The organism is Pseudomonas gingeri (assembly GCF_013386165.1).
Taxonomy (GTDB): domain Bacteria; phylum Pseudomonadota; class Gammaproteobacteria; order Pseudomonadales; family Pseudomonadaceae; genus Aquipseudomonas; species Aquipseudomonas gingeri_C.
Genome location: NZ_JACAOS010000015.1, coordinates 446,165 through 459,193 on the forward strand (window position 1 = coordinate 446,165; position 13,029 = coordinate 459,193).

Annotated in this window: 13 protein-coding genes and 1 other RNA gene; 9 read left to right on the forward strand and 5 right to left on the reverse strand. The window is 56.1% G+C overall.

Translation table 11 applies throughout. The annotated features are described in order from the left end of the window. Nucleotides 1-331 precede the first annotated feature (331 nt). A complete protein-coding gene (locus HX866_RS14685) occupies nt 332-646 on the forward strand; it encodes a helix-turn-helix domain-containing protein (RefSeq protein ID WP_100939143.1) in 315 nt (104 codons plus the stop codon). Nucleotides 647-781: 135 nt separating this feature from the next. On the opposite strand, the gene HX866_RS14690 is transcribed toward HX866_RS14685, so the two are convergent. Next, on the reverse strand, nt 782-1,714 hold the full coding sequence (locus tag HX866_RS14690) for a DMT family transporter (protein WP_177140031.1): 933 nt from the start codon (nt 1,712-1,714) through the stop codon (nt 782-784). Nucleotides 1,715-1,820: 106 nt separating this feature from the next. Between HX866_RS14690 and HX866_RS14695 the strand changes: the two genes are divergently transcribed. From HX866_RS14695 to HX866_RS14720, 6 genes are all read left to right on the forward strand, one after another. Next, nucleotides 1,821-2,711 (forward strand): LysR family transcriptional regulator, encoded by an 891-nt coding sequence (locus HX866_RS14695; RefSeq protein WP_177140032.1) that lies wholly within the window; start codon nt 1,821-1,823, stop codon nt 2,709-2,711. A gap of 84 nt (nt 2,712-2,795) precedes the next feature. Further along, complete coding sequence (locus tag HX866_RS14700; RefSeq protein ID WP_177125788.1) at nt 2,796-3,701, forward strand: DUF2167 domain-containing protein; 906 nt, start codon at nt 2,796-2,798, stop codon at nt 3,699-3,701. Between the two features lie 172 nt (nt 3,702-3,873). After that, nucleotides 3,874-4,818: a hypothetical protein gene (locus HX866_RS14705; protein ID WP_177092458.1), complete on the forward strand. Its 945-nt coding sequence runs from the start codon at nt 3,874-3,876 to the stop codon at nt 4,816-4,818. A 1,043-nt stretch (nt 4,819-5,861) separates the two neighbouring features. Further along, nucleotides 5,862-6,413 (forward strand): kinase inhibitor, encoded by a 552-nt coding sequence (locus tag HX866_RS14710; RefSeq protein WP_177125789.1) that lies wholly within the window; start codon nt 5,862-5,864, stop codon nt 6,411-6,413. 5 nt (nt 6,414-6,418) lie between these two features. Beyond that, nucleotides 6,419-7,240, forward strand: coding sequence for a helix-turn-helix transcriptional regulator (locus HX866_RS14715; RefSeq protein ID WP_177125790.1), 822 nt, complete (start codon nt 6,419-6,421; stop codon nt 7,238-7,240). 201 nt (nt 7,241-7,441) lie between these two features. Further along, nucleotides 7,442-8,083, forward strand: coding sequence for a hypothetical protein (locus HX866_RS14720; protein ID WP_177125791.1), 642 nt, complete (start codon nt 7,442-7,444; stop codon nt 8,081-8,083). Between the two features lie 714 nt (nt 8,084-8,797). Here the strand turns inward: HX866_RS14720 and ffs are convergent. From ffs to HX866_RS14740, 4 genes are all read right to left on the reverse strand, one after another. Further along, nucleotides 8,798-8,894, reverse strand: an RNA gene (ffs, locus tag HX866_RS14725) — signal recognition particle sRNA small type. Between the two features lie 193 nt (nt 8,895-9,087). Then, a complete protein-coding gene (locus HX866_RS14730) occupies nt 9,088-9,711 on the reverse strand; it encodes a hypothetical protein (protein ID WP_177092462.1) in 624 nt (207 codons plus the stop codon). Nucleotide 9,712: 1 nt separating this feature from the next. Then, nucleotides 9,713-10,759 carry an N-acetylmuramidase family protein gene (locus tag HX866_RS14735; protein WP_177092463.1) on the reverse strand — a complete coding sequence of 349 codons (1,047 nt, stop codon included), beginning with the start codon at nt 10,757-10,759 and terminating at the stop codon, nt 9,713-9,715. A 318-nt stretch (nt 10,760-11,077) separates the two neighbouring features. Then, nucleotides 11,078-11,398, reverse strand: a complete 321-nt coding sequence (locus tag HX866_RS14740; protein ID WP_177092464.1) for a DUF6124 family protein — start codon at nt 11,396-11,398, stop codon at nt 11,078-11,080. 621 nt (nt 11,399-12,019) lie between these two features. On the opposite strand from HX866_RS14740, the gene HX866_RS14745 reads away from it, so the two are divergent. Then, on the forward strand, nt 12,020-12,520 hold the full coding sequence (locus HX866_RS14745) for a type VI secretion system amidase effector protein Tae4 (RefSeq protein ID WP_177125794.1): 501 nt from the start codon (nt 12,020-12,022) through the stop codon (nt 12,518-12,520). Between the two features lie 38 nt (nt 12,521-12,558). After that, nucleotides 12,559-12,957, forward strand: coding sequence for a type VI secretion system amidase immunity protein Tai4 (locus HX866_RS14750; protein ID WP_177093339.1), 399 nt, complete (start codon nt 12,559-12,561; stop codon nt 12,955-12,957). Nucleotides 12,958-13,029 lie beyond the last annotated feature (72 nt).

Below are 13,029 nucleotides of genomic sequence, written 5' to 3' on the forward strand. Positions count from 1 at the left end.
GCACAAACGCGCCTGGCGGTATCGCCTGGCCGTACTTCGACGAAGATCAACTAGGATTAAATGAAGGTCATCATTAGCCGGGACAGGTGTTCGAGAACGTCCTGAGACAATGCGTTGCTCAAGGCTGATGACCGTCATGGCATGAGCACCAAAGAAATGCGCGGTTTTCCCGTTTCACAGATATTTCACCTGAAACGGGATCACCAAATACCTGTCCTAAATGCCGATTCTACGAATTACATCACATTATGCAACAGAAGGTGATGATCCATGGCGTTGTCTAATGTAAAGATTTATCGTTAAGTTCTTGATTCTAAATGGGAATTGAGCGATGAAAATTTCAAGTTTGGGTGCAGCCATCAGGCGCTATCGCAAGGTAGCGGGGCTAACTCAGGCTGAACTCGGAGAGAAAACCGGTTTTGACCCCAAAACCATCAGCCGCTTCGAAACCGGCAGTTACACACCCAGCGTCGAGGCCTTGTTCCTGTTTGCCGACGTGCTGGGTGTGAAGCTAAAAGCCTTTTTCACAGATCTGGGTGACGAAGACGAGCAGCGAGCCTACTTGTTCGGCGTCATCCACAACGCTCCCCCGAAGGACCTGGGAAAGCTGATCGCGGCGGTCGATCTAGCCTTGTCCAAGCCTTAGTCCCATGCCTGCGACTTGCCGGCCACCAGAGCGTGGCCAGGCAAACGCAGCCGGAAACACCCCCGCTCTCCCTTGTAGGAGCGAGCTTGCTCGCGATAAACGTCCGAGCACCGCGCCTTTTTCAGGCACCCCACGTCATCGCTGAACACCCTCGCGAGCAAGCTCGCGCCTACAAAGGGCTGACACCGTCACGGGCTGGCGCCGCCCTTCCAGATTAAGCGCCAGCACACTGCCCAGGACAATGGCGCCGCCAACCATCACTCCCCCTGAAACCCCCACGCCCAGAACCAGCGCCGCGATCAGCATCGCCACGGGTGGAATCAGGTACAAGGCAATGGACGAGCGACTGACCAGCGAACGGGCCAACACATAGGCCCAGGCCAGATAAGCCAGGGCACTGGGAAAAAGCCCCAGCAACAGCACCGCGACATTGACCCGCAGCGGCGCTGCCGCCACTTCCCCCGCCAACCCCGGCGCGTAGACGCAGAGCAACAAGGTCCCCGCCCAGACCATGTAGCACACCGTGGTCAGTCCGCTGTAATGCCGGGAATAGTGTTTTTGCAGGGCGAAATAAATACTCCAGGACAGCGCCGCGAACAGAATCAGCAGCGCCCGGGGGTCGAAAGCCCCCAGCCCATGATCGCCCCAGACCACCACCAGAGCGCCGACCAATCCTGACAAAACGCCGAGCCAACGCCAAAGCGACACCGACTCCTTCAACCAGAAAAACGCGATCAACGTACTGAACAACGGCGTGGACTGCGACAGCACACTCCCCGCCCCCGGGCTCAACCACTGCTGACCGTAATTGAGGCTGATGTGATGGAGGAAAATCGCGAAAAAACCCAAGACAAACAGCCAGGGCAGATCCCGCAGGCGCGGCAGGGCAATGCCTTTCACCAGCGCGATCAGCGCCATGAACAGCGACGCGATCAAAAACCGCAGCAACGCCAGGTGCACCGGGCTGTAGCTTTCCAGGCCGATATGGATACCCACCGGGGAGTAGGCCCAACAGAGAATGACGAAAGCAGTGGCGAGAGGCACTTTTAGAGCGGACAGGGCTTTCACGAGCGTGCGATATCCAAGATGATCGGAGGTGTGCGCACAGTCTCGAGCGACCTGTCAGCCAGAACAATTGATCAATATTGAGTCGAGAATTCACCAGGAGTGAATCATGGAACTGGCGCAAATGCGCATGGTGAAAGCCGTCGCCGAAACCGGCAGCATCGCCCAGGCTGCGCAGCGGCTGCACTGCGTGCCGTCGAACATCACCACGCGGATCAAGCAGCTGGAAAGCGAGCTGGGCACCGACCTGTTTATCCGCGCCGGACGTGGCCTGAACCTGAGTCCGGCCGGCACGGTGTTCCTCGATTACTGCACGAAAATCCTCGGCCTGGTGGACGAGGCCAAGCGTGCCGTCGATGCCAATACCCAACCGTCGGGCCTCCTGCGCATCGGCGCCATCGAGTCCTGCGCCACGGTGCACCTGCCCGCGTTGCTGGCCGAGTACCAGCAGGCTTACCCCGGCGTCACCCTGGAGCTGATCACCGGCACCTGGTCACAACTGCTGGAAGATGTCCGCCAACGGCGCCTCGATGGCGCCCTGGTGGCCGCCGACATCCAGCATCCGAAAATCGCCAGCAGCGCGCTCTATCGTGAACAGCTGGTGCTGATCAGCGCCGCCGACAGTGGCCCGATCCGGGACGCCAGCGACCTGCGTGGCAAGACCCTGGTCATGTGGCCCAACGGCTGCCCTTATCGCGCCGCCCTGAAAAACTGGGTCCAGCCCCATGATCCAGAGCCGGCCATTGCCAGCTACGCCAGCTGGGGCACCATCATCGGCAGCGTGCATGCCGGTGCCGGCGTGTCCCTGGTGCCCGAGGGGATCCTGCAACGCTACGAGCAGTCCGCCGGGCTTGAAACCCACCGTTTCGCCGAATTGGCCACGGTGGAAAACTGCTTTATCTGGCGCAAGGAAACCACCCGCCATCCAGCCCGCGAGGCGTTTGCGAACTTGCTTCGCGAACGCCTCGCACCCCAGCCAGACGGAGGCGAGACCGCCTGAAACCGGGTAATAACCAAGCTTGGTAATACAAAGTCACTTCCGTTATCCTGCCGGCAAAATTATTACCAATTGTAAGGGACTACGATGAAACAGCATCTGCGCCAGCTGCTGGCCGCGGTGGCGCTCAGCAGCCTCATGTTGCCTGCCATGGCCACCAGCTCTCCCGCTCCGGCGCCGACCGCCAGCACCCAACCTCACCAAACCACCGAGCAATGGTTGGCCACTCTCAAGCAGCAGCACGGCACCATCACCCTGCCCAGCGGCATTGCCACCCTGCAACTCAATGACGATTTCTACTATCTGTCGCCAGCTGACACCGAGCGCCTGCTGACCGAGGGCTGGGGCAACCCGCCCGGTCACAAGACCTTGGGCATGATCATTCCCACGTCGACCAGTCCACTGGCGAACAATGGCTGGGGCGTAATCGTCAGTTACAAGAACGACGGACACATTTCCGACGATGAGGCCGCCAAGATCAACTACACCGACCTGCTCAAGCAGATGCAGGCCGGTGACGAAGAGAACAACCAGGAACGGCGCAAACAGGGTTATGCCGGCCTGTCGCTGCTGGGTTGGGCCGAGCCACCGAGCTACGACCAGGGCAGCCACAAGATGTATTGGGCTCGCGAACTGAAGGCCGACGATGCACAACAGACCACCCTGAACTACAGCATCCGCGTCCTGGGTCGCGAAGGTGTACTGGAACTCAACGCGGTGGCGGCGATGGCTGACTTGCAGACCATCAAGCTGGAAACACCGAAGATCCTCGCGTTCACCAACTTCACCGACGGTAACCGCTACGCCGACTACGACTCCAAGACCGACAAGCTCGCCCCTTACGGGCTGGCGGCGCTGGTGGCGGGCGGCATTGCAGCCAAGGCCGGACTGTTCGCCAAGATCGGCGTGATGTTGTTGGCGCTGAAGAAATTCATCGTCGTGGGACTGGTGGTGGTGGCCGGGTTCTTCCGTAAGTTGTTCAAGCGTCAGTAACTCCCAGCGCCCACCCAAATAGAGCCTGCTAACCCCGAACCTTTGTAGGAGCGAGCTTGCTCGCGATGACGATGCAAGATTCACCGCCGCCATCGCGAGCAATCGAGCGTCGACCGGCTGCTCCTACAAAAAGCCGCCTGACCAAAAGCACCGCAAATATATGGACCCTCATATGAAAAGCGTACTGCGCATCCTCGTTGGCGTTGCTGTATTTAGCGGGCTCACCTGTCTCGTGGTCTTTTTCAACAATCCGGTCTTTACCCATTACATTGCACCACTGACCATCGGTTTAGTGTTTATGGCGCTGTCCATGACACGACTGTTTTCCCGAGCAAAAAAACCGAAGGTCAAAAACAAACCCGCCACTCAAGTCCCGGCCGCCGAGCCCATATCCGACACCCGGAGCGAAACACAAAAAGCGTTTATGGCCCACCCTGCCACCAGGACCTTGAGAGAAATTATCGAAGCCAAACACGAAGAGAACCCTCGGCTCGGGCCAGCGCTGGGCGGAAAAGAAGTCTACCAACGCATTTTCAATGGCATGAAAGCTAACGATACACGCGGGGTTCACGTCGAAACGCTGCTCTGCATCCTGGGAGCCTTGGCCGGTTATGCATGCCAAGCCAGCGTGCGGGCTGACGCCATCGCCCGCGGACTGCCGGAAAACGCCCTGTTTATGCGGATCACAAGCACGGATGGCATCGACTATTTCTACGGAGACCCTCTCAACAAGCCCATGTCGGAAACGGAGTACTCGGTCTGGGGCCTGACGGCGGCGGCGGCCCAAGCGGCAGGTTGCGACTCTCTACCTGATATCGGCGATATATTCGAACACACCGCAAAAAATCTTAAAGGCACTGATTTCGGAATTCCTCGAGTCCCCGTAGAGCATCGGGCGGCCGGTCTGCCAATCAACTTCCTGAAGGCTTTCTGGCCGGCCATCCACCCCACGGCCGAATGCTACTGCCTCAAGCCTTCGGATTGGCCCATCCTCTATGGAGTCGCCATCCAGGAAGCCATCAGCCAGGCAAAAACTGTTATCGACCCACGCATGGCCTTCATCATCGTGATGGAAACCGCCATTCCCATGTCAAAGGTCAATATCGAGCTCGCCTGATCGCAACAAGGCTTCATAAAAATACAAAAAAGGCGGATTTATTTTCAATAATAAACCCGCCTTATTTCTTTCGAATCAACCTGTCACCCACCCTACAACCAAAATAAATCTATTACTTATTTCGAGGGTTTATGCGTGGGTAGCGTTGGGTGTTTCGGTTTGTTCTCTGGGTTTACGTGATGCCTTCTATCATCCTTGCCATCATCTTTTTTGGGCTTTGGCCCGGGATTGATGTGAGTCAACATATTCTTCCTCATAAATTCAGTTTTTATTAAATCGTTTTTTCAGCCCTGAATGGAGAGCCAAGCCTAACAGCAACCATCTGAACCGCCGATTTACCTATGGCTTGCAATCCGACCTCCGCCAGTGTGCAGGGCTAGGTCGATCTTGGCGATGCCGTTCCCTTGCAACGTGAACGGTATAACCCTGCGCGCAAGCCCATTTCTCAGCTGCGAGCTGCGTTTTATGCTCAGACCCAATTACCTTTTCATCAACGATGACAACATGATGGGTAACACCATGTGTTTGTTCGCTTGATTTTGGCCTGTATTCAACGTAAGCATCAGTAGCCATTGCTCTACATCCCTTTTCAAAGAGTACTTAACGGCAAAATGCCGTACAGAACACTAGCACAACAATTCAACCCCGTAGAAAACCCCACCAATCAGAACAAAACATAAAAATCAAAATATTGACGCCACATTAAAATCATCACTGGAAAGCACGGTTCAATCGTTATTTGATTTAATGTCACCTCCCTAATAATTCTTCAGAACTTCAAAGAGTTAAAAACCAACAACTCCCACTCAACAATAATCTGACACACGATACCGGCGCTGTGATTGCTACCCTTCAGACTTAGAAAAACTCAAAACTGTTCAAAAAACGGTCAATTTCACTCAATAAAAACAATATTTCAGAACGTAACAAGCCACCCGGAAGCAGGCTGAGCGTTTCGGCACAATGGTCGAGCGCAGCGGCACAACGGCCCCTTTGCCCTCCCAATACACTCGTCTCTCCTCTTCCACACCGACGAGATCACCATGAAAACCCGATTTCTCCTCACCGCCCTCACCCTCGGCCTGAGCCTCACCGCCCAAGCCGCCGACTTCACCCTCAGCAGCCGCGACATTGCCAACGGCAAGCCCCTGACCAGCCGTGAAGTCTTCCAGGGCTTCGGCTGCGAAGGTGGCAACACCTCGCCTGAACTGTCCTGGCAGAACGCCCCGGCCGGCACCAAAAGCTTCGCCATCACTGTCTACGATCCCGATGCCCCGACCGGCAGCGGCTGGTGGCACTGGACCGTCGTCAATCTCCCGACTTCCACCCACGAACTGCCTTCCGGCGCAGGCAACCCCACTGCCAGCCAACTGCCCGCGGGCGCCGTTCAGGGCCGTACCGACTATGGTCAGCCAGGCTTCGGCGGCGCCTGCCCACCGGCTGGCGACAAACCGCATCGTTATCAATTCACCGTCTGGGCGCTGAAGGTGGATAAACTACCGGTCAACGAACAAGCCAGCGGCGCCATGGTGGGTTACATGCTCAACGCCAACGTGCTGGCAAAGGCCACACTCACCGCCCCTTACGGACGCTAGGAACCATGAACGCCCCCGTCGGCATCCAGCATCGCGAACGCCGCATCGGCGCCAGTGTCATACAGGCGCGTCAGCCCCACGCCTTGCAACGGGTGCCGATTTTCGTCAGCACATTGTGCCGTGTCCGTCAGGGCGAAAAGCTGATGGGCTGGGATGATCGGGAAATTCGCGTGGGTTCACGGCATCTGATCCTGATGCCGGCGGGGTGCGAAGTGGAGATCAGCAATTATCCCGGTGCGCAGGGTTACTACATCGCCGATGCGGTGACCTTTCCCACCGAGTTGCTGCGGGCGTTCAGCGTTCGCTACAGCCAGCAGATCACCACGCCTCCCGGGCGAGCGCTGACGCGGGATCTCTGTATCCCGCTGGATCGGCACACAACCCAGGCCTGGGAAAACCTGCTGGACTGCATCAACGCCGACTCGCCGGACGCTCTGCGCAACCATTACGCCGAAGCCGTGCTACTGGCGTTGGCCATTGGCGGCTGGGCCGGCCCCTTGCTGCTGGATCGCCACGATCCGCTGTGCGAGCGCGTGCAACAGATTGTCATGGGCGACCCGGCGCGGGACTGGACCGTTGCCAGCGTCGCCGAGCGCTTGAACCTCGGTGCTTCGACCTTGCGACGGCAATTGGCGAACGAGGATGACAGCTTCAGCAATATCCTCGAGAACGTCCGGCTGGGGATGGCGTTGCAGTGGTTACAGACGACGCCACGGCCAATTGGGGAAATCGCGGCGGCCAGCGGCTATGCCTCGGCCTCACGGTTTGCGGTGCGCTTTCGCAAGCACTACGGGTTGGCACCAAGGGAGTTGCGGGCGGCGCTATAGGCGCTTTCGCAAGTTGTTCAAATCAAACCAACAGATCCCATATTTCCACGCGTACTGTTTGAGCGCGGAAATATTTCATCATGTTTGATAACTTGTCCATTCTCCTACCAATAAAATACCATTTTCTCCGATAACGAAATGCCTTGCACTGGACGGTGCCTTACCTACCGCCAAGCATCCATTTAATATTTGGAGAAAATTATGAACGGCCACAATCTGACTTTTAGGAATAATCCGATATGGTATGTCGCCCAGCGAGCGATAAACAATGTGTCGTGGTTCATGAAGGACCAAGCAAACAGCATCAACCAACAACGAAACCGAATCCTTAACACCGCCAAATCAGGCGCCTTCGACCTGCTGGGTGACGGGCAGGCGAAAGAAGTCATACTGGCACCGACCGGTAACCCGCTCCACACCGACGCCTTGATCACCGCCTACTGGTGCCCCTTTATTCAAGGCAATGTACTGCCCGGATTTGTCGATATACCACGGCATAATCCACAGCATAACTTTGTCTTTACCGCTGCCATGAATGGGTGTGCGCTGGTCGCGACAACCTCTCCAGCTGGCGGCAACATGCTCAGGATTTACCACCACCAACACCCGAATAGCCCGCATATCAACCAACTGATCCAGGCCCAGGGGCAAACGATTCTTTCCTGCATCGAAGCCATCGACTACTGCCGTAGCGATCAGAAATACCCAGCCCCTAACGCGTTCAACTTCCTGTTCTACAAAGAGGGCAAATGGAAATATGTCGTGCAACCGCAGACATTTAACATGCTGACTCATGAAGTGACATTGAATCCTGCCATGCAATCCAAGGTAGTGGATGTCTGACACTAAATCCAATATCTGCCAAGTGCCTGTAAAGCGAGGAAGATGATCTCATAGAACACCAAGCCAGGGATGGTGTTTCAATAGTTGCAGGCCACCCTTTAGTAAAAACAGCGGCCCGTCAGATACTCTAGTGATATAAAACGACTGAGAGGCTATCTGCCATCGCGACTTTTTGTACCTTCCTTACCGGTGTACGGGTTCACATTGCCTTTCGTACTGTAGTTATTGTTCCGAGTGGCATCCGGGTTTGTAGCATGGGAGGGACGGACATAAGTCCCGTTACTCCTAGTGTACCCACTAATAGTGTGATCCGAACGGCTACTCGTGGAATAGCTGGAATGGGATGATGAATGCCCACCAACACCACCACCACGAGCATAGACATTCCCCGAAAGAACCAGGGCAGTCGCTAAAGCAGCCAAAGCCAGTATTTTTCCCATCATGCCATCTCCCTATAACATCGATTTTGCGAGCATCAATAATGGCTCAACGATATCATTTTTGTAACCGACCAGATACAAATTATCGAAGTGGATACGGAGGTAGATCAAGGATCAAGAGAACCGGAAGGTTATCGGCATCGCGATCAGAGCACCAAGGCCCAAGGTCGACCCTTGAATTTCAGACGCAGGCAAACGAAGCGCTGATGATAATCTTGCACTTTGACTGGCATTCGAGGGGGATTCAGCTTGATGGAGAGCGTTATGGAGGCAACCCCACCAGCCACACCCCGGCACACAATGTTCCCGCTGTGGCTGCTGCCTTCCGGCTCTGACCAGGTTCACGGGTAATCGTTGCGGGGGGACCGATGGGGTCACCATAACGACGCCTGCCTCTCGGCAAGCCGCGCCATTGTACCGATCTCGTCGGAAGTTACAACCGTTGGTTCCAGATAAAAAATATGAGGGTGCTCAAGCACTTGCCCACGGCCTTCGGCCTATTCGCCCATTTCCCGCAGGAGCGGACCTGCCCGCTCACGCACTCGATTGGATAAACCGGCAGAATCACTGCTTGGGCACGCTCAGCCGGGCATACTGGTCCTGGCTGATCCACCCGGTGAAGGAACGGTCCTTGGCATTGGTGAACTCGACCTGGGCCGCGCCATTCTTGAACGCCAGCACCCCGACCACATCACCCTTGACGATATAGGCACCTTGAGTCGCCTTGGCGTCCGGCGTTTTCTGCAACAAGGCCTTGTCAGCCGAAACCGTCACCAGGGCAATCCACTTCTTGTTCGCGGTCTGGGACAGCTCCAGGCCAGTGGCGATATCCGGCATCAGCACATTCATGCAGCCCGGATGCTGCCGGCCTTGCTCGACCGTCAGGGTCACGCCATCACTTGAGGGCTTCACGGTTCCCGGATAAACCTCATCGAGCCAGGTAGACACCGAGGCGTCTTTCCCGGCCTCGACCTCGCCTTGCAGGTAGAACGCGCAACTGAAAGTCGTGCCCTCGCCCCGCTCTTCCGCATAGAACCCCTCGACCTGATGCTCAGGCGTCACCGCCAGCATCAACTGCTCGTACTTGCCGGAATGCAGCGCCGAATCCGCAGCGAAGGCCGGTGCACCGACGCCAAAAGAGATAGCTCCCGCCACCAGCCAATGGGAAATGGAAAGTTTGCCCAGCATGTTATTTTTTCCCTTCAAGTGCTTCGTAGGCCTTCTTGATGCGCGAGTCATAGTCGCCATAATCCTTGCCGTTATAGTTCATCGCCATACCGACGTAATCCTTGTTTTTCATCGCCTTGACCAACGCAGGGCTTGCACTGCAAAAACCCAGGAAGGCCTTTAACTGGTTACCGGCGTTAATCTTCAGGGCGGCAGTGAATTCAAAAACGGTCTTGTAGCCACACGCGGAAAAGTTGAAGCCCATGATCTGAAACATGCCCCACGACGCCGACATCAAGGCTGCTTCCTGATCCAGGCCGAAAGCGGTCGCCATGGTGTCCCAGGCCTTGGTCTGATCCTTGTTATTGGCCTGCCACTGGGGCCCGGCCTTTTTCACATAGGGGTAAGACAGCAGCGGATGCGTCTGGTCATATTTACGCTTGGTGTACTTGCGAAACAGATGCCCTTCAAAGGCAATCACCGGCAACTTGGCCGGACCGAAACCGGAGCGTCCACCGGATTCCACCGTGGCAAAAGCCTTGATGATATTGACCGAGACACCACCACCCAGCTGTGTTGCGGCGTTCTGGAAGTCGCTATCGGTCAGGCTCATGCCACCGTCGCACGTGGCCTGGAGCACCATCTGCCGGTTGCGCCGCTCGGCTTCGATCATCGCCCGCATGCGGTCCAGGTAGTGATTGACGGTGGCCTGGACCATGTCGCTATTGGCGTTGCCGAACACATTGAGGAAGGTCGGCAGGCGCAGGGTCGGATGAGGCTTGACCGGCACCTTGATCGCTTCTTCGATCAGGCTGTTGAAGGTACGGCCGGTCGGATCGATGACCCCATCGGGATGGGCATACTTGAGATAGCGGAATTGATATTGACTGATGCACTGCAGCAATTGGCCATCACACTTGCCATTTTCGGGCAGCGGAAAACCCAACTTGGGAATGATCAGGTTAAACAAGTATTGAATGCACTGAACATCAGCAGGCAAGTTTCGAGCCTTGCCAGGCGCACCGACCGAAGCACTGATAAGACAGGGCAAACCCTGCAGGCTTTTCATCACGGACATCCTTGTTAGTTATAAATAATGGCAGAGAAGTGCCATCATTTCAATATCATCCCTGCATCACCCTTAGACTCTAAGCAGGTGACCGGCGGAAACTAACAAGCTGTTTTGGCGTTGTCCAGAGGGTGTTTGGAAAGTTGTGAAATGGCTATCGCTTGGAAAGTCAGAACGAGGCGAGTGCTTCGGCGTACTGGCCTGATAACCGGCCCATGCTCGATTGCTCGCGATCAATCGGGAAATACTGCGGCGTGCCAGATACCCCGCATTATTGCTGACGATTATCGCGAGCAAGCTCGCTCCTACAGTTGTGGGTCAGGCAAGGGGTACCTGTTTGTCCAGCAGGTTATCCACACGGCTCAGGGCCAGGTCGACCAGGTGCACCACACCCAGGGCCAATTTACGATTGGAACCCTGCAGGTTGTCTGCGCACTCGTAGGCAGTGGCCGAGGCTGACTGGAGAATTTCGTCGATCTGGGCAAGAACGTCTTCGGTATTCAGTTGCTCATGCTCACATCGACAATCTCGGCTGTTGCCCGCTGGCAGCTCGTAGTGGGCGAAAGCCCGTTCGATGGCGAGCTGACTGGCAACAGATGACAGGTCTTCGGTCGGTGGGTTGGGGGTGATCTTGAACATAGTGATGGTCCTAAGTTGCTGAATGGAGGCCATCACCCGTTCGCTTGCACGCGAATTAGGGTGGCAGCTGTACGCAGGTGTGCAAGACCGGGGCAACATAGGAAACCCGGCAGATCCCGAAGATCTCCCACGCACAGCCACCATAACGCCAGATTTCAGACTCAGAAAATGCCTGAAGGCGAAGAGCGACAGTGCGCCTGTGTTGCGAACCGGACTTGCACGTCCACATCACCGATTGGCGGTGACAAACGCAGACTAGCCGCCAGTTCGAACAGGCGCAACGGGATGGGATTTTCTAGGAAATTTCACTCAAGTTAAAGGGATCTTTCGATAATCAGGACCTGGAGAACGGTCATATCGATGCCACTATCGCGCTCAACGTCCCTTTCGAAGGATCACGACGCCAAGCGCGGTTGCCAGGCAACATAATCCACTCCAACTAAAGGAATCTTCTTACTGAAAGCGAATCAAAAGACCCATCGCGGGGAACCAGCCACGTCAGCAGAATGACCAATATCTCCTACGCTCGATCTCGGCTTTACCGCACCGGATGCCTGGTTCCAGCCTGATCGTCACATGGACACAGCGATTCCGCCGACGGTTCAAAACAAGGACGTACACATGAAAAGAGTGCCTTTCCTGGCCGCCTGGACGGCATCGCAGCAAATTTATGATCCCTCCAACTCGGGCGCCAAGGTCGCCGAAGTCATTGGGGGATACGTCGAGAAGAACATCAACAACCCTGCTCCGGAACAGCGCTGGAGCAACACCTGCGCCGTACGGATGAGCTATATCCTGAATCAGGCCGGTCTGAAAATTCCGAACATACCGGGACAGACCGTGTCCGGCGCCGACAAATCCCAGTACTTCTTTCGTGTCAAAAACCTTATTGCCTTTCTGGAACAGCGCTGGGGCAAAGCTGAAGTTGTGCAGTACCCGCCCTCGGGTGGCGGCACACTAAGAGGCAAGAAAGGCGTGATCCTGTTTGAAGTGCAGGGCTGGTCGGATGCCCAGGGACACGCCACGCTGTTCAACGGCAGCACTTGCTACGACCACTGCTATTTCAACGAACCCGGCGCGAGCTATCGCACCGACCGTGCAAATTTCTGGAGCTTGCTGTGAAGAAGGTTCTACAAGGCACCCTGTCCGCTTCCATCCTGATGCTGCTGGCATCCGTCGGCTATGCAAAGGACGATATCGGCACCTCTCCGGAGGCCAACGCACGGAGCTATGGGCAGAATTACAAGGACATGGTGCTCGCCACTTGCATCGCGAACGCCTACAGAGACGACAAATCGGCAGCCATTGATGCGGGCAGCAGCGTCAGCGCCTTGCGGGACTGGACCGAATACGACCTGGAGAAGGCCCCCGACTCGATCAAGACCCTGGTGAATCGTTATCTGGCGCGCGACTATCACAATCCGCTGGCGGAATCAGAAGTCCAAGGGGTGCGCTTCGATCTGCTGAAATGTCTGGACCTGTATCACAGCAAGGAGCTGGATGCGCAGGTCAAACGCCTGGTCATCAACCCCAAGCGTACTGACAGGCAGGAGAAGTGATCCCAGTTCTAACGCGGAGTATCCGGAACTGCGCGGCGCTGTCTCGGCCATCGCCAGCAAGCTCGCTCCTAC